This is a genomic window from Arthrobacter sp. fls2-241-R2A-172, from assembly GCF_030208885.1.
In the GTDB taxonomy this organism is placed as follows: Bacteria; Actinomycetota; Actinomycetes; order Actinomycetales; family Micrococcaceae; genus Arthrobacter.
The window spans coordinates 196,224-220,972 of the sequence record NZ_JARVTB010000004.1 but is presented as its reverse complement, the minus strand read 5'-3'; the positions used below and the strand labels follow the sequence as shown (position 1 = coordinate 220,972).

Genomic DNA, 24,749 nt, shown 5'->3' with positions numbered 1-24,749 from the left:
TGCTCGCGCTACCGGCTCCGCGCCCTCTTGAACTTGAAGCAAACTCTCTGCTGAATTCGAGGGACCTATTGTTTAAGCCTATTTCCGGCCTGTACCGTGAGCGCCATCGTAAGCAACTTACGAGATCGTGTAAACATTCTGGGGAGATAACTACATGAAGCGTTCGCATGTTGCATTAATGGGGGCACTCGCACTCACACTAGCCGGACCGGTCTCGCCGGCTCTCGCTGCCACTACACCAGCTCAAGTAACTACCGGATTCTCCGGCACCGCGTATGGTTCCTACATTTTTAATGCGGATAAGACCCTGACGTCAGGACCGACGGCGACTTCAAGCATCAGTTGCACTGGTGTCACGGGTAAGTCGTCCTCGAACACTGCTGCGGCACTTACCGTTCCTGCCGTGGGAAACGTCGGTGCCGCCACAACCAGTGTCAAAACCTTGCAGACTGCCACGGGTAAACGGATAGAAAGTAAATCCACTATTAACGGCACCAACCTTCTGGGTGGGCTGATAACTGCCGGCGCCATCACGTCGGAGAGTTCTGCCGATAAGGACACCGCGGGCGCCTTCGCTGGAACCAACAAAACGACCATTGCCGACCTGAAGGTTCTGGGTGTCGCGGTTGGGGCCAACCCTGGGGCCAATACGGTGCTGGATCTCTCAGTACCGTTGGTGGGCTCGGTCGGCAAGATCACGTTGAACGGCCAGGAAAAGCGCCTGGTAAACGGTGTCTATCAGGTTTCCACCACGGCTCTCCGTGTCGAAGTCCTAAAGACCGGGCTGCCTGGACTCAAGGTGGGAACAGATATCCGCCTTGGGGTTAGCTCTGCGAACCTGGAGGCACCGCGGGCTGGATATCTTCTGGGCACGGGCTTTACCAGCCGGGCAATACTGGCCACTGGTTTAATCAACTCCGGCCCTACTGCCGTCGCATATCTCTGGTGCGGGGGCGGGACGACATCCGCGAATGCGGCTGGAACCACCATTCCAGGTCTAGCGACGATCGGAGCATCTACTACGAAGGCCACCGGCGTGTTAACTCCGCAGCCGAAGAGCACCGTGACGAACACCCTTGGCGGACTCAATGTCCTCAACGGCCTGATTCAGGCAGATGCAATAAAGGCTGAAACGACTGCAACCTTGGCGCCCGGAGCCTCTACTGCAGCTCTGACGGATACGTCCACCTTCACCAACCTAAGGATTGCCGGGCTGCCCGCCATCAATGCATCGGTCGCTCCGAACACGGTGGTCCAAGTCGCCGGGCTGGGGCAGGTTACCCTCCACAAGGTCAGCAAATCATCCAGTGCCATCATTGTCACGATGATCGACGTTGTCCTTAGCCAGCCCATCGGTGCATTGCCGACAGGGTCACGGCTGCAGATCGGATATTCCAGCACGGGAGTCACCCTCTAGGCGTAAACAGGCAGCAAAGGGCCCAAATCGGCCGGGCAAAAAGAGGAACGGTCCGTCACCCACCAAGGTGACGGACCGTTCTTTTATTTCGTTGAATTGGCTACGCGCTATCTCAGGAAGGGTATAAACCTGTTTTTCCCGGTCCAAAGTCGGGGGTACCCAAAGTGGTACGACCCGCAGCATTGGTCTCCTGCAGCCGCTTGATGAACCAGCGGGATTGTTCCGGACCATACGGCAGGACGGGGATGGCTTTGGTTGCGTCCGAGGGCATGTCACGAATCGACTGGGTGGCCTGCCGTACGGCGGTGCTCATGGTGTTGGCCATGGTTTTGACGAACTGGTCGCTCGCGGGCTCACCGTGGCCCGGAACTAGGTGTTCGTAACGGTGCCGCAGCGCAGAGATGTGCCGCAAGGCGTCCGCCCACTCTTCCGGGTATGAATCCTCGAAGGACGGGTGGGCGCCTTGTTCCACAACGTCGCCAACGTACAACGTCGAGCTGGTGCCTACCAGCAAATCACCATCCGTGTGGGCCCTGCCCAAGTAGAACAGCGTCGCTGTGACCCCACCGAGGTCAACCAGCACGGGCTGGTCATGAACAAGCGCATTAGGGACAACGACCTCGACGGCGTCCCCCTCCCCTGCTGCCATCTCCGGTTCGTTCGTGGCGACAAATCGGCGTTGATTGTCGGCGTCTTTTTCAATGGCCGCCGCGCAGTTGGCGTGGGCCCAAAACTCCGTAACGCCGTCTTCCGCAAAAACTGCATTCCCAAAGAAATGGTCGTAGTGGGCGTGGGTGTTCACCACCACCAGCGGCAGCTGGGTCTTTTCCCGCACGGCATTAAGGATCTCGCGGCCTTGGCGCGGGCCGCAGCCTGTGTCGATGACCATAGCGAGCTCGGCGCCCACCACGAGCCCGGTATTGAGTAACGAACCCTCAGTTTTCAAGACGTAGTTGTCCGGTCCGAGTTCTAGCCAAGCTGACAATGCGTTCTCCGTATCCAATGCAATCCGGCGATGTTCAGGCCTCTACTCTACCCACGGAAACCGGGGGGAAGCTGGAAAGGCTGGCGGCACACCGTGGAAAACGGCCTGTGGTTCCGTCTAGGAGCGGAGAAGCCTCAGGCGCCGTGCCAGTCGAACCACCTTGGACGACTCGAGTGCGCTGAACTGCTGTTCCAATCGGCTCACCTCGGACTCGACGGCGGTTATCTCCCCCGACATTGCCTCCAGGGCCACCCGTAACCTCTCACGCTCGGCCTCAGCCGCGGCCAGGGTTCCCGTGGTGTCCTCCAGAGCGTGCGTCAGTCGGTAGAGCTCCACGGACTGGTGCCCGATATGTGCCTCGTTGTTGGCCGTGAGCTTCGCTGCTTCGGGGTGTTCACCAGAGTGAAGCTCCGGGAAAATCGGTTCGGGGATGTCAAGAATCGGAGCGACCGGTGTCGCTCCCTTCAAGGTTTCGACGACGGTGTCCCACCAAGCACTTTGGAAGTCGGCTTGTGATGGGCTAATGGTGTTCAGGTAATCCCTGATGTCACGGCGGCGACCCCAAAGCTCGTCCACGAAATCATTGAATTCAGGAGTAACTACGTGCCGGAGTGACCGCATCGTGTGCCCCAGGCCCCAGTTCGCCAAGGCGCCGCCGAGGCGAACCTCTCCGTAATAATCCACGGCCAGAGCCAGGCAGGGCACGCCCGCTCCGAGCGCAAAAACGATGGGGTGGTAGCGGCTTGCGACGACGAATTCCGCCCGAGCAGTAAGCGCCACCGCTTCCTCGGCAGTAAATTGTCCACAGACAGTCACGTTCTTGGTCCGCATCCTGCGTTGGATGTCTGCGTGCATCTCGATGTCGATGTCGCGGTTTCCCGGACGGGACATGTGCGGAATCATGACAACATCAAGGTCGCCAGGTCCTGCCAGCCTGTCCAGGGTCTCGGCAACTCGCTGGGTGAAATCGTCCCGGGCCATGGCCCCCGTGCCAGGCGCGAAGCTGGCAACCAAATAGGGACGACCGGGTTTCGGTTGGTATGACGGTGCTGCAGATAGGTAGCCCGTGCCTTCGGGGCTGACGTCGAGGAAGCTCGCATCATCCAGGGTCAGTCCGGTTTGAAGGCCGGCCTCAGTCAGCATTTCCAGCGAGGTGCTCTCACGCACGCTCGCCAGCGCCGCGGAGCGGAAGAGTTCAACTGCAGTGTCGTAGTCAGGACCGGTCAGGACAGGACCCACTGTCTGTCCGGAAATTACGAGGGGCTTTTCGAGCGCCTCTGCAATTGCGCCGAGTGCTGCACGTTCGTAGAGCAACCAGCCGTAGGGAGAGTTCATGTTGCCGCCCCCGGCGATGACCACGCCATCGGACTCGCCAACGGTCTTGATCAGCGCATGTACCTGGTCGTCTGCCGGTAGCGCTTCCAAGTCCCCGTCCAAAACGGCGCGGATTTCCTTCAAGTACGTTTCCCGGCGATGGGGAGGCCAGGGGAATTCGAGGGTCTTTACAGCCGCGGTGCCGTAGAGGCGTGCACTCTGTTCAGGGTTCCGGGACAGCACGACTATGTCAGCAACACCCCGGGCCTGGAGTTCATCCACGACCGCATGAGCCATCGCCTCATCGCCGACGTGATAGACGGTTTGGCCGATATCTCCAAGAACTACAACTCGCACGATTCCCCGGTGTTAGATCATAAAAAGCAGATTCCAGCCTACTTGCTCCGGCCAAGCCCCTCTGACAGCGATGCCCCAGCAGAAGAAGGCATGACCCCGCCAAAGCGGAGTCATGCCTTCTCAGGGTGCTAAGCCAAGAGGCCCAAAACCACTAAGGGGTCTTGGAAAGGAAGCTCTGGATATTCTGCAGAATCGGCGCCCTTGTGTCGTACTCGAGGTAGTTGATATCCATGAGAACCACCACGCGGCCTCGCTTGGACTTCATATCCGCCTCCGACCAGACTCCCCCAACAACGGTGCTATCGCTCCGGGCGAAGACGTTCCGCGCATCGACTCCCCCAAGCCCGCTGATTGCTCCCGGGGCAAGGGGTTCAAAGGCGGACAGAACATTCGGGGCCTTCGAGATCTGGTTGGTTGCGGCCGGATTGAACGTGTACGGACCAGCAACGTCCCCCTGCCTACCCACTACCACATCCTGATCGACAAGAACCTGTCGCAGGACTCGTTGCACAGTGTCGTTCACGGCCTCGCAACAAGGCCGTTCACCCGTAAGGTAAGCCGCGCCGCCGTCGATAATGTAGCCGGCAACCTGCTGTTCCTCAGCCGCAGTCCATCCGTTGTATGACGGGTTCCAGATGGATTTGTAGGTGCCCAGATCTGCGGGAAGCGTGTCGGACACAACAACGTCCGCTCCGGCGGCCCGGAGGGTTTGGGCGACGTTGGCCACCCCATAACCTTCGTCGGTGGAGCCGTACACAAGGACCTTGTTGCCTCGCACGGGTTTAGGGTTCACCACCAGGGACAATGCCGCAGCTGCAGTTACGCCCCGGCTGTCGGTCACGCTGAACGTCATGGCCGTTGTGCCTGCAGCCGAAGGAGTTCCAGTGACGACGCCGGTTAGGCCGTTCAACGAGAGTCCCGCGGGCAGGCTTCCTTTCGATAGCTTCCACGCATAAGGTGCTACGCCGCCAACGGCCCCGAGGCCAATCTTGTACTGCTTGCCAACGACCGCTCCCGGCAGGCTCGTGGTAAGAATTTTCAGCGGCTCAATCTTTGGAGCCACTTCGGGCTCCGGTGCGCCAGGCGGCTGCGGCTTCGCCGACCACGTCGCGATGGTTTTCTCAAAAATCGTGCCTGAATACACCGTCAATTTCGCCGGGGAGTCCTCCCAGAAGCAGAACGCACACGCGCCCAGTTCCACACCTACGGATGCCTTGAGCTCAGCCATGGGATCCTCGGTCGGGTGGAACCCGGCCTCCAGAGACGCCTCGATCTTGCCGGTGATCCCGACGATGTCCATCCACGCAATTCGGGTATCCAGTGCGCCCGTGAGCGTCGCATCGATCCCTGAATCGCTGGAGAGCGCAAGCGGTTCATGTTCCGTGCCACATGAGGCGGAACGGCTCTCCTGCTGATCCCGCCACTGATATGACGTGCCGCACTTCAATACGACAGAGGCGCTGATATCGAGCTTGCCGGTGACTTCGAAGGTGATGCTTGGCTGGGCGGCCATGACGATCGCACCCGCGCCGGACGGTACCGTTACCTTTACTTCGGGCACAGTCATGGTGCATTTACCTTCGCCCGAAACTGCTGCACCCATTTTGACGGTTATCGATCCGTCAATGTTCGCCTGCATAAGGTGCAGACCGAACCAACCCCACTCCGCGTAGACGGACGGCTTAAGATCGGGAGTAACTGACAATCCCTTGAGGTCTGCTGTGGCCCCGCGATCACACTCCATTTTCGGCTTGACGGCGTTCAATGTTTCCTGGGGCGTAGCCAGGACTGGAGGAGCCTCAGCCTGCTCAACGGACGCGCCCGTTGAGGTGAAATGAACTGTTCCCTCTGAATAAGCCGAGGAAAGATTGCCGGGTGAGGTCTTGATTAGCTTGGTGCCGGCAGTCGTAACGCTCACGTCATCTGCAATAAGGACTGCTCCGGACTCGACGTTGGCCCAGGGGGCCAGCGTCAGGACCTGCCCCTGAGCCACAACGATGTCTGTCAGCTCGATTGATGTGATCTTCTTGGTGGCGGGGTCCCTTGTAATGGCAACGATGTTGTTGCCTGGGACGTGGATAGTGTCCTGCTTTGGAACTACGACTTCACATGGCTTTCCGACGCATTCCTGCGGAGCCGACTGCGGTACGTCGAGGGTCAGCGTACGCGATACGGTCATGCCGGATGAGTCCGTCGCCGTTACGGTGACCGAGCTGGGACCCGTGACGGTAGGCAACCCGGATATTTCCCCATTGGGTGCGATGCTAAGTCCCTGTGGCAGACCTTGCGCTTTCCACGCAAGCTCTCCGAATCCTCCGGCTCCCTTGAGTTGGTCAAGGTACTTGACACCGGCAATGCCCTCCATCAGTTGTTCATTCGTGATGGTCAACGGGCTCTTGAATTGCTGGAATCTGTACATGAATGCCGCCATTGCATCGCGGTTCACCGACTGCAGCGCACGGTAGGACTTGGTGCCATTGGACTCATTCCAACCCGTACTGATTCCCCTTTGGGACAACCACGTCATTTCTTTGTAGAACTGCTGCGACTTGGTGATGTCAGCAAACGGCGTTGTTGCTGGTGCGGTGTAGTCCGGGCTACCAGCTAGCCGGTAAAGGAATGCTGCCATGGCATCCCGGTTGACTGGCTGGGTTGCCCGGTACGTTTTGGTTCCATTTGCTTCCGTCCAACCTGTACTGATGCCGGTTGATGCAAGCCAGGCCATTTCTTTGTAAAACTGCTGTGAGGTGCTCACGTCAGCAAATGGCGAGACCTTTGGGGGAACAAATCCGGGGCTACCTGAAAGGCGGTACATGAACGCAGCCATCGCATCACGATTAACGGGCAAGAGGGCGCGGTAGGTTTTTGTCCCGTTCGCTTCGGTCCAACCAGTACTGACTCGCGCAGAGGCCAACCATGCCATTTCCTTATAGAACTGCTGCGACGTGGCGATATCCGCAAACGGCGACGTCACTGGTGGCTTGAAATCCTGAGACGTGTCCTGGATGACAGTTTTTGCCGGTTGGATAGCTACCGTTGCCGGTGCCGTACCAGGCGATGTTTGGGTTGTGGCTGGCGATGCTTGGGCCGGGACAAGGCCCACCAGCATGAGCGCCGAAAGGGCAAAACTCACCCCGGCAGCAAAAAGTCTGTTTCTACGGTTTTTATGGCGCACTAAAGTCTGCTTTCCGCGCTAATTGGCGGAAACCCGCCCCCATTTGATAGCTACCGAACAGTAACCAAGCGACACACTACATCAGCTTTGTAAGGAACCTTTCAACCGGAGAATTATGAAGGAACAAAGCCGTTAAGTTACAGCTTGAAAGGCTGACTCTTGCGACGCGCGTGCCTCCACTGGCCGGAAACCAGATTGTTCTCACTCGATGGAGTCGGATGACTAATTAAGTGGCTACGACCTGATCCGGAGATCAGGTCGTAGCCACTGCCGCCTGCTTGGCGCTACATATCCGCGAGGGCCCCCCCAGGGTTCTCAATGGCATCTGCCACATACCGAAGGAAGCCGGCAGCGGTTTCGCCATCGCACACCCGGTGGTCGAAGGCCAAGGTCAGTTCAGTCACCTTGCGGACAGCCAACGCGCCGTTGACCACCCACGGCTTGTCGATGATGCGACCCACCCCGAGCATTGCAACTTCGGGGTAGTTGATAATCGCAGCAGAACCGTCAACCCCGAATACGCCGTAGTTATTGAGCGTGAAAGTACCGGAGCCCAGTTCAGTGGGCGTGGCCTTTCCTTCACGCGCGACGGCGGTCAGGCGGCGGATCTCTGCGTCCAGTGCACGGGCACTCAGCTCATGCGCATTGCGCACCGATGGAACTACCAGGCCGCGGTCCGTCTGTGCTGCGAAACCAAGATTGATCCCTTCGAAACCGACGATCTCCTGGGATCCGTCGGCAGCTGTTTCAAAGCGCGTGTTGAGGGCCGGATACTTTTTTAACCCAGCCGTGACAAAACGAGCAATGAAGGCCAGCAGGCCGGGGGTGTCATGCGGCGCACGCTTCTTCAGTTCGGCCCGCATCTCCAGCAGGGCGGTTGCGTCGACATCCACCCACACGGTGGCCTCAGGAATCTCCGCGCGGCTGCGGGTCATGTTGGCGGCGACGGCCTTCCGAACGCCACGAACGGGAGTCCTGGCCGAAACACCGAGGCCAGTCCGTCCATCTACAGAACCTGCCACAGCCCCGGCACCAACGGTAACTGGCGAAGCAGGCGCGGCCGAAGCAGAGGCAGCTTCCGGTGCCGAAATGGCGGCCTCGACGTCCCTTCGCATAATCAGACCGCTTGCGCCCGAACCTTCGATGGTATCGAGTGAGACGCCGTGGTCGCGCGCCATCTTCCGCACCAAGGGGGAAATGACCGCGCTCAGCTTCCCAGGAATCCGGGTTGCTGCAAGGGCAGCCTCCAGAGACGGAGCCGGAGCCTCCCTGACAGGCTCGACGACGGCGACGCTCGCCTTCCGCGGACGAGTGCGGCCTCCGGTAGCCCCACCAGGAGTGCCGTATCCAATCAGCACATTGCCGGAGCCGGCCTTCTCCTCGGTCCTGTACGTCTCGGCGGCCGCCTCAACCTCGGGCGATGTCGCAACACCAGTTGATACGGCATCGTCGGTGGCTGATGGAGCTTCCGGCGCTACTGGAGCGGCACCGGCGCGAGCGATCGAGATCAACGGCTTGCCGACGTCGAGCGTTTGGCCGGCCTCTCCGTGAAGTTCGGCGACCGTGCCCGCATACGGCGAGGGCACCTCCACCATGGACTTGGCAGTTTCGACCTCGGCGATGGGCTGGTCCACGCGGACCTCATCGCCCACGGCCACGAGCCAGTTGACCAGTTCGGCCTCCGTGAGGCCCTCTCCGAGGTCCGGCAGACGGAATACCTGCATATCTGAGCTCATAGTTAGTCCTCCCATTGAAGGTCGTCGACGGCGTCGAGGATGCGATCGACACTCGGCAGGTAGTAGTGCTCCAGCTTGGGTGACGGGAACGGAACATCGAATCCGGTGACACGGAGAACCGGCGCGGCGAGATAGTGGAACGCGCGTTCCTGGACACGGGCCACGATCTCCGAAGAGACAGACGCAAAGCCATGCGCTTCAGCGATCACGACGGCGCGTCCCGTCTTCCGTACGGACGCGCAGACGGTCTCGTCATCGAAAGGAACCAGGGTCCGTACGTCTATCACCTCGAGCGAGCGGCCTTCTTCGGCGGCCGCGGCGGCAGCTGCGAGCGCCGTGGGGACGGACGGTCCATAGGCAATGAGCGTCGCATCAGTGCCTGGACGAGCCACAGCCGCGCGGCCCTCGGTGGAGGTACCGGCGTCGTGCTCTGCGCGCAACGCACCCAGGTCTACTTGGTCCTTGGACCAGTAGAGCTTCTTGGGTTCCATGAACATCACGGGGTCATCGGAGTCGATGGCTTCGCGGAGCATGCGGTAACCGTCGGCGACGGTGGCCGGGGTGTAGACCTTCAGGCCGGCCGTGTGGGCGTAGTAGGACTCGGAGGAATCACAGTGGTGCTCCACTCCCCCGATACCGCCGGCGTAGGGCACACGGATGACCATGGGCATCTTGAGCTTGCCCTTGGTGCGGTTGTGCATCTTAGCGACGTGGCTGACGATCTGTTCGAAGGCCGGGTAGGCGAAGGCGTCGAACTGCATTTCGATGACGGGGCGCATGCCGTTGATGGCCATGCCTACAGCCATGCCGACAATGCCGGATTCTGCCAGCGGGGTGTCGAAGCAGCGCTGTTCGCCGAACTCGGCCATGAGCCCGTCCGTGATGCGGAAGACTCCGCCGAGCATTCCTACGTCCTCACCGAAAACCAGGACGGATGGGTCAGCGCGCATGGCGTCGGCCATGGCTGTGTTCAGGGCCTTGGCCATGGTGAGGCTCTGCGGGCCGGCGGCGTCGGCGGTGGCCGCAGCGGAAGCGGCGGCGCTGGCGGTCGCTGCGCTCACGTTGCCATTGACGGTTGTGGTGACTGTCATTTTGCGCTCTCCTCACGGGCGAGTTCGCCGGCGAGCAGTTCGGACTGCTCCTTCAGCTGTGGGGTGGGCTTGGAGAAGACGTACTTGAAGAGGTCCAGCGGCTGCACCGGGACATCCTCCCCCAGGCCTTCCCTGAGCTGGGTGGCTACTGCTTCGGCGTGCTCGGCGATTTTATGGTTCGCGTCATCATCCAGCAGTCCCTTATCTGTTAGGTACGACTTCATACGGGTCAGCGGATCCTTGGCCTGCCATTCGGCGACCTCGCTGTCCGGGCGGTAACGCGTGGCATCGTCGGCGTTGGTGTGCGCTTGCATGCGGTAGGTGTGCGCCTCGATCAGCAGCGGTCCGGAGCCTTCGCGGGCCAGCTTCACTGCACGGTCCATGACAGCGAGCAGCGCGACGAGGTCGTTGCCGTCGACGCGCTCACCTGCCATGCCGTAACCCACGGCCTTGTGGGCCAACGACGGTGCCACAGACTGGTGGCTGAGCGGCACCGAGATCGCGTATTTGTTGTTCTGCACGAAGAAGATGACGGGCAAATGGAAGACAGCGGCGAAGTTCAGGGCCTCGTGGAAATCGCCTTCGCTGGTGGCGCCATCGCCACACATGGCCATCACCACAGTGTCTTCACCGCGTAGCTTGGCGGCATGCGCGACGCCGACAGCGTGCAGCAGCTGCGTGGTCAGCGGCGTGCACTGGATACCCACTTTGTGCTCTTGAGGGTCATACCCGCCATGCCAGTCGCCACGGAAGATGGTCATGACCTCAACGGGATCCACCCCGCGGGTCATGACGGCGACTGCGTCCCGGTAGGTCGGGAACAACCAGTCACCTTCGCTGAGGCACATGGCTGCCGCTACCTGGCAGGCTTCCTGACCGTGGCTTGAGGGGTAGACGGCCATACGGCCCTGCCGGACGAGCGCGGAGTTTTGATCGTTGACGCGACGTCCGACGACGAGTTGCTCGTAGGCGGCCATAAGTTCAGCGTCGCTGGGCGTGGGGTACTCGTGGCCGGGTTCGGTGCCTTGTTCGTCATGGGAACGGAGGGTGCCGTCGGGGTTCACCATCTGGATCTGGTGCCGGGCGGGGAGCATGTAGTCCTCAACGCTGATGCCGAATTTTGTCCGAACGTCAGCAGCGTGGTCCTCTACAGCCGTTTCCGGCGCAGAGTGGTCTGCGTGGATCGTCATTGGTCCGTCCTTCTCTAGCCACTATGTGCTTCCAGTATGTTCCCGAGTGAAGTTTCGTATCCAGCTTTTGCCAAAATCATGGAAGAGCTTGCTCAAAGTGGCTATTCTGAAAGACGAAATGTAATTGTGAGCTGGGTAACGAGCCTGTGCTGTAGACGATTTGGAGTGCCATGAGCGAGACCGAGGCAGAGCAGGCGGCAGTGCCGTTGGATGCGGTGGACCGGGACATCATCCGCGAACTCACCACGGACGGCCGCATGTCCATCACGCAGGTGGCTGAGAACGTGCACATCAGCCGGGCCCACGCCTACTCGCGCATCGCACGGCTCACTGGCGAAGGGGTTCTCACAAAGTTCACTGCCCTGGTGGATCCCATCAAGGCCGGGTTGCGCTCCTCCGCCTATGTGACGCTCAAGGTCCAGCAACACTCATGGCGCGAACTCAAGGAAGAGCTCCGCGCCATTCCGGAAGTTCACCACATTGCCCTGGTAGGTGGAGACTTCGACGTCATCCTGCTCGTCCGGGCAACGGACAACATCCACCTCCGGCGTGTGATCTTCGACCAGTTGCAGTCCATGGATGGCGTTCTGGATACGCAGACTTTCCTTGTTTTTGAGGATGTTGATACGAGGTAACCGATGCCGTGGTCCTCAGCTGGGAGGAAGCGCTCATTTCCTGACCTTAGACTGTCCCCGTGCCCCTCAAAACCGCCTCCGCCACGCGTGTCATTGGCATTTTCGTGGCGGCCTGCTTTTTGGCGGCACTCCTCTGGCTGATTGCCGCCTTCCAGTTCTTCTACGATCCTCCCCAGGGCACCCCTCATCGAACTGATGCAATTGTCGTTTTGGGCGGTATAAGCACGGAGCGATTGCCGGTGGCGCAGAAGTTACAGCACGAGCTGGACATACCCGTCCTGGTAGTCTCCACTACCGGGCTCGCCGGAAATCTTGAGGGCGACGCTCTCTGCCAAGAAGACGCAGGCGATCCTGACCTGGTGTGCTTCCGCCCCTCTCCTCTCAACACAAGGGGCGAAGCGGAAGCCCTTCGCTCGTTAATTGCGGAGCACGGCTGGAAATCCGTAACGATCGTTACGTCCGAATACCATCTCATGCGCGCGGGCACATTGATCGAACAATGCACGGCTGCGGAGATACAGATGGTGGGGTCCCGTCCCAACCTTTCCGCGGGCGCCTGGCTGGACCGGTTCGTGGTGGAAACGGGCGGCCTGATCGACGCCTGGATGCGGCCGGAGTGTAGTTCTCACTAGAGACGCTGCCATGCGGAATCGCCACCAACGGTCATGACAAGAGCTGTAAAGCGAACGCAAATTCCAAACAGCCTGGGTCAAAATATTTTCCCGTTCTTGAAGTTTATTTGACCTCTTGAAGGTTTTCGTCAACCACTTGAGTTCTGCTGACTCGGCGGTTCATCCTTTTGCCATAGGTCCAAGGTCTCACCCTACGAGCCCAAGGATCCACCGTGGAAAGATTCAGACCAGAACCGTCCACCAATCACTCCCATGCACGGCATTTCCTTGCCAGCGCCTTTGCCGCGTTCGTATTGGTAATCGGCTTCGTTCATGGACCCATCGCCCAAGCGGCACCCGCCCCGGTATACCCGATCAGTGGCTATTTCATCTTCGGCAGTACCAACGACGCAGCCAATCTGCAAAAGCTGACAGATATGAAGTCTGTTGGGGCAGACACAGTCATCACTTTTGGCTCAACGATTAAGACCGCGACATCTGCCTCAGTCCCCGCCGACTGCACCATTTCCGGCGTCAACTGTGTAACAGCTGCGACGTCCGGCATCAAGGTGAACAGATACTTTACATACGCGGACGGCAATACGTGGGGAGCACCATCCTTAGCCTGCCCACGCGACAAGAGTGTGACCAGCGGAAGTACCGTTTACACCATCTTGGTATTCCCCACCCAGGGAACCGGCTGCACGTCCTCCAACAACGCCTATGACGTCGTCATCATCACGAGCGGAACAAGTTCAATCTCCGTGTCCGTCGCCAAAGCCGCAACAGCACTAGGCATGAAGTACTACACCGGGATGCCCGCTCCGTCCAAGGACACGACGATTACCTACGTGCCCGACCTGACGTATAAGTCAACCTTCACTGCTTTTACGGCTCGGTTCATTCAACTTCAGGCGAAGGTCAACAACGTGGCCGGCCTTACAGGCTTCTACCACCACACAGAGATGCCCGTGGGGGGCGGAACCGTTTGGGCGGCAACCCGTGAGATCTATTCGATGCAGAACCTGGCAATCAAGAAATATATGCCGACACGATCAGCGTTGGTCAGCCCTTATATGGACACCCGTACCGCCTACTCCGCGAACATCACAGTAGACATGGCCCGAGATGGCATCCGTAACATAGCCGAAACAGCCAACGGAGTTAAGCTGGCCATTGCCGTGCAAGACGGAATGGGCACCGGAAAAGCGGGGTCATTTTTCAGCAGCGACGCAGAGACACCAGTTGACTCCTTTGCCGCATCAGTCGTTGGGTCCGGTACGTGGGGCGACAGCTACCTGGCACCGAACCGGGACTACTTTTGGGCCATGGCTGAGGGAGTCGAAGGTACCGGAGCCGAGCTCTGGGGCAACATGGAGGGGATGGCCCCCGGAACGAGCCAGAATCAATGTGACGGTAACTTCCGAGGTCAGAGCACCAAGGCGCGGCATGACAAGCAACTGCAGCAGATGGGCAACTCGCCCGTGAAGATCATTTCCTACATGTGGGATCCGTTCTACACGTGCCGGGGAACCTGGGCTCCGATGATGGACCAGATGCAAGCAGGCAAAATGACGCCGGTCATCACCGACTCCATCTTCTACTCAAGTGGGGACGTTCTGGTCACAGGCCAGAACCTGAGCGGAGGTACCATCCAGGTGAAGTGGACCGACACATCCGGGCGGACCTTCGACAAGACGGTCGTGGCCGCGGACTACAACCCGAACTACGGCAAGCAACTCGGCATTAATCCCCGGTTGGAGTCTGTCACCGCCAAGCTGGGCAGCACCTCACTTGGCTCAGGCAAGTACGTCTATATCAACGTAGTCAACGGATCCGGCGTCAGGAATGATGCTACTTACTCGGACCGCGGCTAGGAATTTCGGAGGCGGTGACGGGCACCTTGCTGCCCGTCACCGCAACCTCAGTCCACCGTGAACGCCTCTCGACACGCGGACCTTTGCCGAACCGCCAGTTCGAGGCCCAGCATGTCACCAGAGTTGCAGGCGACTCCGCGGATGTAAGAATTAGGTGTGGCCATGCATCATTTGGACGCACCTAAGGAGTGAAGAAGTGACGGATACAGTCGGACGAACGGCGGTCTCTTCGCCCTCCCCGCGGCACATGCGCAAGCGGCGCTTTCTGGGTGACGTCCCGCCATCCCTTCTGCCCATGGGCCGGGCCTCAACGAATCCTGCTTCCTTTTCGCCTCCTCAAAAGAGGGAGACTAGCCCTCCTGCGAACATTGACCAACACCCGGACGGCGCACCGTCGCATGAGTCAGCCGAGAGAAGAAAAGGCTCCAAGAAGGCCACCCTCCGGCAAAAACGCATGGTTGCGCTCGTCGTTGTGATCCTCGTCTCCCTCAGTATCCCCCTGCTGGCTTTGACCTTGATGTTTACCGGGTAATCAGGGAACTGCGTCATACATAATTGATCACCTCCAACGACTGTGCGATAACATCGGCTGGTCAGCCACTGCCTTTCCCGGGGGAATCCATGCCCAGCGTCATGCCAATTTTCGGTACCCGTCCGGAAGCCATAAAAATGGCTCCAATCGTGACGGCCCTTCAGCAGTCCCCCGATTTTGATTGCGTGGTGACGGTCACCGGTCAGCATAGGGAGATGCTCGACCAAGTCAATGAACTTTTCGGGATCGTTCCAGACCACGACCTCAACATCCTGCAGCAGCGTCAGTCGCTCTCCGCAATCATGACAAGAACAATCGACGGACTGGACAAACTGTTTACGGCGAACAAGCCTGACGCGGTCGTGGTCCAGGGCGACACAACCACGTCGACAGCCGGCGCAATCGCGGCCTTCTACCACGGGATCCCGGTTGTGCATGTCGAGGCCGGGCTGCGGAGCGGAAATTTGCTGTCCCCGTTCCCCGAAGAAGCAAACCGCAAAATCACAAGCCAGATTGCCAGCCTGCACCTCGCCCCGACGAGTACGAGCAAGGCCAATCTTCTGGCCGAAGGCATTGCCGAAGGTGACATTGTGGTTACCGGAAACACGGTCATAGACGCGCTACTCACTACCGTTGACAAAAATGTCCCTTTCTCGGATCCGCAGCTGGAAAACCTGGCCGCCAGTGGTCGAAAAGTCCTATTGGTAACCACACACAGGCGTGAGAACCAAGGAGACGCCATGCGGGGTGTCGGCCGGGCACTTGCCCGCATCGCCGAGGCGGAGCCAGAGCTCGTGATAGTCCTCCCGGCGCACAAGAACCCAGTGGTTCGGGAAGCCGTCCTCCCCGCCCTGGAAGGCAAGACCAACGTTATCGTCACTGAACCACTGGCCTATGGCGAATTTACACGGATGCTGGGTTTGGCCCATATTGTGCTGACTGATTCCGGTGGAGTCCAGGAAGAGGCCCCAAGCCTCGGCAAGCCTGTGCTCGTCATGCGTGAAAACACTGAGCGTCCTGAAGCCGTTCACGCTGGGACTGTTACCCTCATCGGGACCGACGAGGAAAAGATCGTTAGGGAAGTCGACCGTCTCCTCAACCAAAAGGATGCATTTGACTCCATGGCTAACGCCGTAAACCCATACGGCGATGGCAACGCCGCAGAACGCACACTCGCAGCTATAGCCGAATTGCTGGGCATTGGAACCAGAATCCCCGAATTCGACAGCGAAATCCTGGCAGCACGTTAGCTGGGCGCCCGCCCGGGTCCCAGACGTCATCACCAAGGTCACTCCCAAACTCAGAAAATTGGAGTCAAGCGTTGCTACGCAAACTCTTTGATCGTCCGGAACAAGCCCACAGTATTTGGACTGGCGAGGAGATCGCACAGCCACGTGCCGAGATCCTGCTCGACGCCTCCAGTCACCCGACCGCCCACCTTATGTTGCGTAAGAAATCCCATGAGGTCCGGATCCAAGTTGTACCCAGCTCCGAAGTGGCAATCCGGCTCCAGACCATTAGCAGTCCCGACCAGCACGGCACGAAGGCTGGCATCGTTTGGGTCAAATTCCTCGACAGCAACGGGCTCGAAGTCCCGAGCCGGGGCAGGATCAGCAAGGGCAGGCAAGGGCACTACGTATACATCACTCCGGATGCTTTGGGGTCGCTGGATCTGACCCTATACGTGCCTCACGACTGTGTTGAGGTCGTTCTGGGCTTCGCGCTGTGGAAGGCCTATGCTGGAAGCCTTTCGCTGGGCAACACAGTGGCCGTGAAACACAGCGTTCTCCCTCCCTTCACAGAAGGGCCGAGAGCCGACGAGGAAATGCGCCAACAACGAATTTCCATCACGCGCGACTTTCCTGCCAACACACACGTAGCTATGGGCAAAGATCCCCGGTGGCTGACAGTATCTACCCAAGACGCCAAGCACCTTCTCCTTGAGGGGCAAATTCAAAGTTCGCGGAAGCTCGGCCTTCGAGATGCCGTGGCGCTGTTCCGGTTTGTAGACAAAGATGGCGAAGAGGTTGGCAGCCTCACTGAAATTGCTCGAGGCCCGATTGGCGAGTACATGTACATTGTGCCCGACTCCTCAGGACGGTTCTCCCTCCGCGTTCACGCGCCTGCGGATTGCGTGAGCGTTAGTATTGGGTTCGCTGCCTGGCATGCCGCATCGGGTGACCTGAAACTGGAAAACGCTCTCGCTATCACGGAACTCGCATCCGGCTCAGCCAACGAGTTGCGTCCAGGTTTCGGACCCCCTCAGGTTGGCCCCAAGGAATTTCGATTCGATCGCCTCCACGAAGCAGGCAGCAGCGTACCGATCAAAGCACGGGCCCGTTGGGCACGTATGCCGATTACCCACATCAAAGGCCCTAAATTGCGCGTCCGGTTCACGGTTTCGCCACGCGTAGAGGGCCTGTCGAAAAAGAGCGCCCTCGCCCTCGTCGAATTCGCGGATAAGGACGGTGGCCGCATAGCCCCCACCGAACTGTCGACATCCGCAGAACACGGGTCCTACAGATACATCGATGGCAGAACCCCGAATGAAGTTTCTCTGGATCTGAGCATTCCTAAAAATGCAACAGAGATTCGGGTTGGTACGATGCTTTGGGAAGCCCGAAGTGAACAGATTTCCACTAGCAACCAAATCTGGGTTGAGGCAATTGAAAAGCAACGACCCACCCACACACCTCCGAACACTTCAGGCTCACGTCGCATTTCGGGCCAGATGTCTGCAAACACTGCCGTTGACTCAGTCGGTCCGAAACGAGCCAAGCAACTAAAAGTTGCCTTGATTGCTGACGAATTCACATATAACTGTTTCAAATACGAATTTACGCCAATCGTCATTGAACCCCAGAACTGGCGCGCACGGTTTGAAGAGGAACGCCCGGACTTGTTCATCTGCGAGTCAGCTTGGTCCGGAGTAGACAGCCAGCGCCGCCCCTGGAAGGGTCGCGTTTACACAAGTTCCAACTTCGCAAGGGAAAATCGTACAGAGCTTTTGGAGATTCTTGAGTGGTGCAACCAGGAAAACATTCCTACTGTTTTCTGGAACAAAGAAGATCCTACCCATTTCGAAGACAAGATTCACAACTTCATAGACACGGCTGTCCGATTCGATCATGTTTTCACAACCGACTCGACGTGCGTCGCCGGTTACAAGGAAATACACGGCCACCCCAGCGTGCACTGCCTCCCATTTGCCACTCAACCGAAACTCTTCAATCCCATCGAATCCACGCCCCGAGTTCCTGGCGTGTCGTTCGCGGGAAGCTGGTACGCGAATCATCTGGAACGATCCCGGGAAATGGAGACGATTTTTGATCAGATCCTTGCAGCTGACATGGAACTCAGGATCTATGACCGCTTCTGGGGCTCGGATGATGAGTTGCACCACTTCCCGGAGAAATATCGGCATCTAACCCGCCCCGCCGTCCCTCACTCAAAAATTGCAGATGCATACAAGTCGACCACGCTGGGACTTAACATTAATACGGTGACCACATCACCAACTATGTTTGCCCGCCGGATCTTTGAACTCATGTCATGCAACACCCTCGTGGTTTCAAATTACTCCCAAGGCGTTTCCGAGTTCTTTGATGGTCGTATTCGCTTTGCCGGTCACGGCTATTCTGACATTGATGATCTGCGTGAAGATGAAGCCAATGCGATTCGCCATACCGCACTTCACGATGTGCTCGCACACCATACATACCAGCGTCGTTTCGAAGAGATCCTGGACGCAATCGGTTTCTCCTACATAAAAGCCGACTCCATGGTTACCCTCGTCTGCCCGGTGGAGAACGAGACAGAACTGAAACAGGCGATTGCTCGTCAGGCAGAGTTTGTAGATATTGCAGATCGATTGGTCATCATTCTTGGCAGGTCCTTCAAGAAGAGTGATGCCGCCTACCTTCAGGCAACGTATGGTCGATTCGGCGTGGTGCTGGTCTCATGGGCTTGGGCTAACGACGAGACTTTAGATCCAGCCACTTATATTAAGGGTGATGTTTTCGCCCTGGTATCGCCGGATTCGAAGGCCAATGCAAAGCTGATCTATGAAGCCAGCCTTCACCGCACCTATGTCGATGGTCCAATCGTCATGGGATCGGAAGAAAAATACCAGTACATCCCAGCTTCGGTCGTCCAGGACATTGTGGCAGGTCCCGAGTTCTTCCAGAAGGCCATTAAGAACTACGGGCAAGCCATTTCCGACAACTTCTATCTCGTCTAGAAGTTGAACAAGCCATTGCAAGCATATGAGGATTCCCCGGTTATGAAGCTAAGCATCGTCGTCCCTTGTTATAACGCAGAAACGAAAATCGGTCCGTGCCTGGAGTCTTTGGAGAAGATCAGTCTCCCGGCGGAGTCCTATGAAGTCCTCTTCGTAGACGACTTCTCGACAGATGGAACTCTTGCTCTCCTTGAGAACCGGGCCAAATCCCACTCCAACTGGCGTGTAGAGGCTCTAGCTGCCAATAGCGGATCACCGTCACGTCCACGGAACGTAGGAACATCAAAAGCTGAAGGCGAGTACGTCTTTTTCCTAGACTGCGATGATGAAATATTGCCGGAAGCGCTCGGCCACCAGTTGGAGCTCGCAGCAGCTGAGGACTCGGATATTGTGCGCGCCTCTCTCTATACCGTAGAACGCGGGAAACGGCCCCAACTTCTCAACCGAGTCAAAGACTTCAAATATACCGATTCGCGAACAGATAAAATTGCCAAAATTGTTCGTGACCAGAGCACCACAAACTCGTCCTTGATCCGTCGTAGCATGCTTCTTGACAATGGCATTATCTGGCCTGAACACTTGCATATGGGTGAGGACACAGTCTTCCTCAACAACGTTTTGTCTGCAGCGATCAACATCTCCTATCTCGACGAGCCGGCAATCGTTTACCACAAGACGATCGGCTTCATTCGGTCCACCACACAGCGGTACGGTGCGCGGGAACTGGCTTCTCACCTTGAGGTCTGGGAGAGCGCGGAACTGACTCTGTCTCAGGTTGGTCTAAGTTACATGGCGATCCGCGGTCACGTTTCCCTTCGGGTGGCTTTGGAGTCCATCTACCGCTTCAATCGTGGAGATATCGACGCTGGTCTGTTCTCCAAACTCTCCCGCCTCGTTCACAACAACTGGGACTCACTTGGGGAGCGCACTTTTCGGCCACGTATCCGGGAAACACTTGAAATCATTAACTCCGGCGACTACGAACTGTTCCAACAGAACATTAAGCAGCGCCTCCTCATTGCTGGCATGGACCTGAAATTTATCTCACCGGCGATACCTTCATTGCAGGAACACTACGACATCCGGCTCGACGAGTGGACGGGTCATGATGCTCACGACGAGACTCAGAGTCGTGAGCATTTGGAATGGGCAGATGTTATCTTTTGCGAGTGGCTGCTGGGCAACGCCGTATGGTATGCAAATCACAAAAAAGCACACCAGCAGCTCATTGTGCGGATGCACAGGTTCGAGCTCAACGCGAGGTTTGGCCACGAGGTTGACCAAAGTAAAGTCGACTGCTTCATCTCAGTGTCGCTGCACACGAGTGAGGACATGATTCGGACTTTTGGTATGGACCGAACCAAGGTCCGCATCATTCCGAATTATCTTGATGTTAAGAACTACAAGTCCTCTGAGGATCCCACGAAGACCACCAGGCTCGCTATGGTGGGGATGCTTCCGAAGCTCAAGGGCTACCACCGTGCGCTCGAGCTGCTTAGCTATCTCAACGTGCACGGAGAGTTCTCCCTGACAGTTTTCGGGAAGGGGCCCCTCGATCTTCCGTGGGTCTACAAAAATCCTGTAGAGCGAGCGTACTACGAGTCCTGCGAGCAATACATTGTTGACCACAATCTGACCGAGAAAGTAACTTTCTCAGGATGGGTTGATACCAAAGAAGCCTTGGCTGATTTCGGTTTCGTTCTTTCCTTATCGGATTTGGAGAGCTTCCACGTCGCACCCGCGGAAGGATTCGCTGCCGGCAATCAGGGAGTGTTCTTGCCTTGGCACGGCGTCGACTACGTATACCCAGAGGAGTACATCTTCGAGGATATATTCGGGATCCGGGACTACATTCTAAACAATCAAGATCTTGCAGTTTTCAAGAAGAACGCCGATTTGGGGCAGCGCTTTGTTCGCGAACGGTATGCCCTGGAGAGCTTCGTGTCACTGGTCCAGGAAGTCCTCGAAGAGGTTTAGAGCGAAGGGGCCGTGGCGGGCCTGTCGGTCTCGCCAACGGCCCCACCCAGAGGTGCAGGACAGACTTCCGCTGGCCTGCACCGCGGAGGGCAGGTTAGGTCACTTTAAAGGCGATGCGGCAATGTGTTCAGGCGCCCGGCGAGTATGGGCAACTGCCTGACCTTGATGAAGACCTATTTGTCGATCAAGAGCCGCAGCTGATCCGCGAACCACGCCGCGAAAATATCATGTCCCTCATCATTGAGGTGAAGTTCGTCGTAAAAGGTCCACGGCTTGTCCAAGAACTCCGTGTCGGCGTCAATGAACTTCACACCGCTGTTGGCCACGAACTGGCGCACCGCACTGCGAATGTCTTCCCGTCGTTGCACCAGAGAATCATGCTGGTCTTGAGAGATCCGCTTTTCCAGATATGGATCATTTTGACGTGTCGCGTGCCTATGAGGCGACGTCACTAGGATCAAATCGATTTCGAATTCCTGGGCGGCCCAGACAGCCAAACCCAGAATTGCCGTAAGCGCCGAAGAGCCTTTGGGAAGGTCCTTTGCTGTCGGCTCCACGGGCGGCAACAAAGGGGCATATCGATCCGTCGGATACCAATAACTATGTGGGCGGAAGTAGATGGGCAGGTCCGACTGGGGCAAGAAGAATACGACGCGGCCACCACGCCCCACCAGTGGCACTACTTTATTGAGAAACACATTAAAGAGTTGAAGGGTCGTGGCGCCTGAATATCCGCCATTGAGGCAACGGAAGCCAAGGCCGTCGCTGAGTAGATGGCGTTCCACTTGGGACACGAAGCGAACGTCTTCCGGAGTGAACGTCGCTTCCACAAATGAATCCCCAAGAAAGACCATGGGTGGAGCTTCTGTGGGGACCTCGTTGCCCGTCATGATAAAACCGTGCTCGTCAGTCCTGACCCGCCAAGGGCCCTCGCCGATTGTACCGTCGGTGGCCTCAAGATAGCCGTTGGGACGTTCGCGCATGCCGTCCAGATTAGGCGTGGATTCCTTGAGCCGGATTATACGGCGATCTGACACTGTGGACTCCCCAACGATATGACGAACGGCAACCTTACGATCCTATCCCCTATGCCCTGCTGCTTTGTAATCTGGGCCGAGTCGGTTGCCAGCCCTCACCCGCCGTTACTGCCGTTGAGTGTCGGAATCGGTAAGCCGTTCACTCAGCGTTCGGACGAGGGCTTCCAGCTGCTCGATTCGGGCTGACAAGCCTGCTATGCCATCCTCTTGAGGGGGTGCGGTGAGATTAGCCGAATTGTAGGACTCCTGCACGTCACTCAGCGACCGCAGGTTAGTCGATACCAGCCCCAACCTGTAGTAGAGATCCCTCGTAGCCCAGTGCGTGCTCGTGAGAAGACCTGCAGCCCGGCGCTCGATATTGGCTCGCTCCAGGGCGGTTCGAGACGGGGCCAGAACGTACGTGGGTGTTGCATTGAAACGGTAGACAAACGAATACCCCGCCTCGGCCGCGAATGCTTCAAGTTCCGCTTGTTGCGCAACTGTGGCCGCTTCACAGGCAATGATCGGCCTGTCGCGCTCAATCAGTTCAACACCGCCCCTGAGGACCGGCACATCCATACCTTCGGCGTCCACTTTGATGAGCGAAACGGTCTTGGTGATTTCTTCATGATCGAGAGTGCTGACTTCGAAATCCCCGTCAGGGGCGACGGCGAAGGCAGTGGCACCCACGTTGGCAAGATCAAGCTTGTCAAGCTTCGCCTTCGCCAAGTTCTCGCCGAGGGCCCTCTGCCTCACCTGGATCTTGCCCGACAGTGAATTGGCATCAACATTCTTCTGCAGAATGTCTGCGGCCAAAGGCAGAGGCTCGAATGAGATCACGTCCGCACCACAAATGGCCGCAAAGAAGACACTGTGGTTGCCGATGTTCGCACCCACATCAACAACCAAGTCGCCCGGAGACAGGTACTCGGCCAGCGTCCCCAGGAACTGCCACTCGTAGAACTTTTTCGATGCGGCAATTGTGGCCCCGATGTGGTCTCCAGCTACAGCTTCTATCTGAATGACCTTGTCGCCATGCTCTATGACTACAGAGGTTGTTGCAATCGATTCAGTCGAACTATCCATGACTACTCTCATCAGTGAAAACCGGGGCTGCGCTATCGCTGGATTCTCTCACAAGTCGACCTCGATGGTGGATTCGGCTGCGGGAATGCCAGCCCCCGTTGGGCGCTGGCATTCCCTGAGCTCTGGACCTTCAAGGGCCGCAAAAGCCCGAGCGAGTCCACGCCATGCTGCCGCGAAGACCTCGCACGTCGCCCTGGTCAGACAGCCTGATTGGCGTGAGCCGCTGGCAAGTCGCCGCTGGCCAGACTGCGCCATATGCCCCGGGTATCTATCACAGACTTGCCAACCAGTGCGCTTTGTTCAGTCGCTTTGAATTCGTCGTGATCAACGAGGACCACCACGATGTCGGCCTTGGAAATGGCATCATCTGTAGTGGCCAGCTGGACGTTGGGTCGTCCGGCCAGTGCGACTGGAAGGGCATCAACATGAGGCTCGGCGACGAGAATTTCTGCTGTCGGCAGCTTGTCAGCTAAGGCGGCGGTAATCCCGATGGCCGGCGACTCCCTCAGGTCGTCAATGTTTGCCTTGAATGCCAGGCCAAGCGCAGCGATCCTAGGTTCCCGACCCAACTTTTCTGCCGCCTCGCGGACCTTTTCCACTACCCACTCGGGCTTTGCATCATTTACCTCACGTGCTGTTCTGATGAGCTGAGACTCATCGGGGGATGCAGCAACGATGAACCAAGGGTCTACGGCAATGCAGTGCCCGCCGACACCCGGTCCGGGCTGCAGGATGTTAACCCGGGGGTGGTGGTTGGCCAGTCTGATGAGTTCCCACACGTCGATGCCAAGTTTGTCGCTTATCACCGAAAGTTCATTAGCGAAAGCGATGTTTACGTCACGGTACGAGTTTTCAACAAGTTTTGCCATCTCGGCGGTTACGTCATCTGTCACGAGGATCTCGCCCTGGCAGAAAACTGAGTAGAGGTCCTTGGCCAAGGATGCGGCTTCTGCCGTGACGCCCCCAACGATGCGGTCATTAGTGACCAATTCGATCATGACGCGTCCGGGAAGCACCCGTTCAGGGCAGTGAGCGAAATGAATCACAGGTGCGCCCCCCTCTCCATCCAAGGAAAGATCCGGACGCAAAGCCAAGATGTAATCCGCCAGGTGTCGCGTAGCGCCAGGAGGGGACGTGGATTCGAGAATCACAAGTTCGTCGCCCTTGAGTTGGGGGGCGATACCGCGGGCGGCTGCTTCGATATAGCTGAGGTCCGCGGAACGGTCCGCCAGGAAGGGTGTCGGCACCGCGACAATATAGGCCTGCGCCGCCGGCGTTTCCGTAGCGGCCTGAAGCTTGCCCTGGCTTACTGCACCGGCAACGTGGACACCAAGATCAGGTTCAACAAAGGGAACTTCTCCCCTGTTTACCGCGTCCACGGTTTTTTGGTTGACATCCACACCTATGACGTTAATGCCATTGGTGGCAAGGATTGCTGCGGTCGGCAAACCAATGTAGCCCAAGCCGATTACAGCAACTGTATCTATCGTCGTCAATTTATTCCCCTTTT

16 protein-coding genes are annotated in these 24,749 nt (G+C 57.9%); 7 read left to right on the top strand and 9 right to left on the bottom strand.

Annotation, left to right across the window (positions count from 1 at the left end; genetic code table 11):
* The first annotated feature begins 178 nt into the window (after positions 1-178).
* Positions 179-1,417, top strand: coding sequence for a choice-of-anchor P family protein (locus QRM57_RS09195; protein WP_284986367.1), 1,239 nt, complete (start codon positions 179-181; stop codon positions 1,415-1,417).
* A gap of 112 nt (positions 1,418-1,529) precedes the next feature.
* Here QRM57_RS09195 and QRM57_RS09190 read toward each other — a convergent pair whose 3' ends face one another.
* From QRM57_RS09190 to pdhA, 6 genes are all read right to left on the bottom strand, one after another.
* On the bottom strand, positions 1,530-2,402 hold the full coding sequence (locus tag QRM57_RS09190) for an MBL fold metallo-hydrolase (protein WP_284986366.1): 873 nt from the start codon (positions 2,400-2,402) through the stop codon (positions 1,530-1,532).
* 117 nt (positions 2,403-2,519) lie between these two features.
* Positions 2,520-4,073 (bottom strand): polysaccharide pyruvyl transferase family protein, encoded by a 1,554-nt coding sequence (locus tag QRM57_RS09185; RefSeq protein ID WP_284986365.1) that lies wholly within the window; start codon positions 4,071-4,073, stop codon positions 2,520-2,522.
* Between the two features lie 151 nt (positions 4,074-4,224).
* Entirely contained in the window at positions 4,225-7,182 is a 2,958-nt protein-coding gene (locus QRM57_RS09180; protein WP_284986601.1) for an Ig domain-containing protein, read from the bottom strand.
* 350 nt (positions 7,183-7,532) lie between these two features.
* Positions 7,533-8,984 carry a dihydrolipoamide acetyltransferase family protein gene (locus tag QRM57_RS09175; RefSeq protein ID WP_284986364.1) on the bottom strand — a complete coding sequence of 484 codons (1,452 nt, stop codon included), beginning with the start codon at positions 8,982-8,984 and terminating at the stop codon, positions 7,533-7,535.
* Positions 8,985-8,986: 2 nt separating this feature from the next.
* Positions 8,987-10,075: an alpha-ketoacid dehydrogenase subunit beta gene (locus QRM57_RS09170; RefSeq protein ID WP_284986363.1), complete on the bottom strand. Its 1,089-nt coding sequence runs from the start codon at positions 10,073-10,075 to the stop codon at positions 8,987-8,989.
* Positions 10,072-11,265, bottom strand: coding sequence for a pyruvate dehydrogenase (acetyl-transferring) E1 component subunit alpha (pdhA, locus tag QRM57_RS09165; protein ID WP_284986362.1), 1,194 nt, complete (start codon positions 11,263-11,265; stop codon positions 10,072-10,074). Before pdhA ends, QRM57_RS09170 begins: the two co-directional genes overlap by 4 nt.
* Positions 11,266-11,435: 170 nt before the next feature.
* On the opposite strand from pdhA, the gene QRM57_RS09160 reads away from it, so the two are divergent.
* The 6 genes from QRM57_RS09160 to QRM57_RS09135 all read left to right on the top strand — a co-directional run bounded on the left by QRM57_RS09160 (position 11,436) and on the right by QRM57_RS09135 (position 21,137).
* Entirely contained in the window at positions 11,436-11,900 is a 465-nt protein-coding gene (locus QRM57_RS09160) for an Lrp/AsnC family transcriptional regulator (protein WP_235517275.1), read from the top strand.
* Between the two features lie 59 nt (positions 11,901-11,959).
* Positions 11,960-12,532, top strand: coding sequence for a YdcF family protein (locus QRM57_RS09155; protein ID WP_284986361.1), 573 nt, complete (start codon positions 11,960-11,962; stop codon positions 12,530-12,532).
* 212 nt (positions 12,533-12,744) lie between these two features.
* A complete protein-coding gene (locus QRM57_RS09150) occupies positions 12,745-14,388 on the top strand; it encodes a hypothetical protein (RefSeq protein WP_284986360.1) in 1,644 nt (547 codons plus the stop codon).
* 621 nt (positions 14,389-15,009) lie between these two features.
* Complete coding sequence (gene wecB / locus QRM57_RS09145; RefSeq protein WP_284986359.1) at positions 15,010-16,170, top strand: non-hydrolyzing UDP-N-acetylglucosamine 2-epimerase; 1,161 nt, start codon at positions 15,010-15,012, stop codon at positions 16,168-16,170.
* Positions 16,171-16,241: 71 nt separating this feature from the next.
* The gene (locus tag QRM57_RS09140; protein WP_284986357.1) at positions 16,242-19,160 is read left to right on the top strand and encodes a CgeB family protein; all 2,919 of its coding nucleotides are present in this window, start codon (positions 16,242-16,244) and stop codon (positions 19,158-19,160) included.
* 42 nt (positions 19,161-19,202) lie between these two features.
* Positions 19,203-21,137, top strand: coding sequence for a glycosyltransferase (locus QRM57_RS09135; RefSeq protein ID WP_284986356.1), 1,935 nt, complete (start codon positions 19,203-19,205; stop codon positions 21,135-21,137).
* A 173-nt stretch (positions 21,138-21,310) separates the two neighbouring features.
* Here QRM57_RS09135 and QRM57_RS09130 read toward each other — a convergent pair whose 3' ends face one another.
* The 3 genes from QRM57_RS09130 to wecC form a co-directional block, all read right to left on the bottom strand.
* Positions 21,311-22,174, bottom strand: coding sequence for an SGNH/GDSL hydrolase family protein (locus QRM57_RS09130; protein ID WP_284986355.1), 864 nt, complete (start codon positions 22,172-22,174; stop codon positions 21,311-21,313).
* A gap of 105 nt (positions 22,175-22,279) precedes the next feature.
* The gene (locus QRM57_RS09125; protein ID WP_284986354.1) at positions 22,280-23,239 is read right to left on the bottom strand and encodes an FkbM family methyltransferase; all 960 of its coding nucleotides are present in this window, start codon (positions 23,237-23,239) and stop codon (positions 22,280-22,282) included.
* A gap of 197 nt (positions 23,240-23,436) precedes the next feature.
* Positions 23,437-24,735, bottom strand: coding sequence for a UDP-N-acetyl-D-mannosamine dehydrogenase (gene wecC / locus QRM57_RS09120; RefSeq protein ID WP_284986600.1), 1,299 nt, complete (start codon positions 24,733-24,735; stop codon positions 23,437-23,439).
* Positions 24,736-24,749 lie beyond the last annotated feature (14 nt).

Bases quoted from the DNA above. Each gene is read 5' to 3' on its own strand.
- QRM57_RS09135 (WP_284986356.1), top strand. From the start codon at position 19,203: ATGAAGCTAAGCATCGTCGTCCCTTGTTATAACGCAGAAACGAAAATC.
- wecB (WP_284986359.1), top strand. From the start codon at position 15,010: ATGCCCAGCGTCATGCCAATTTTCGGTACCCGTCCGGAAGCCATAAAA.
- QRM57_RS09195 (WP_284986367.1), top strand. From the start codon at position 179: ATGGGGGCACTCGCACTCACACTAGCCGGACCGGTCTCGCCGGCTCTC.
- QRM57_RS09170 (WP_284986363.1), bottom strand. From the start codon at position 10,075: ATGACAGTCACCACAACCGTCAATGGCAACGTGAGCGCAGCGACCGCC.
- QRM57_RS09160 (WP_235517275.1), top strand. From the start codon at position 11,436: ATGAGCGAGACCGAGGCAGAGCAGGCGGCAGTGCCGTTGGATGCGGTG.
- QRM57_RS09175 (WP_284986364.1), bottom strand. From the start codon at position 8,984: ATGAGCTCAGATATGCAGGTATTCCGTCTGCCGGACCTCGGAGAGGGC.
- QRM57_RS09125 (WP_284986354.1), bottom strand. From the start codon at position 23,239: ATGGATAGTTCGACTGAATCGATTGCAACAACCTCTGTAGTCATAGAG.
- pdhA (WP_284986362.1), bottom strand. From the start codon at position 11,265: ATGACGATCCACGCAGACCACTCTGCGCCGGAAACGGCTGTAGAGGAC.
- QRM57_RS09180 (WP_284986601.1), bottom strand. From the start codon at position 7,182: ATGCTGGTGGGCCTTGTCCCGGCCCAAGCATCGCCAGCCACAACCCAA.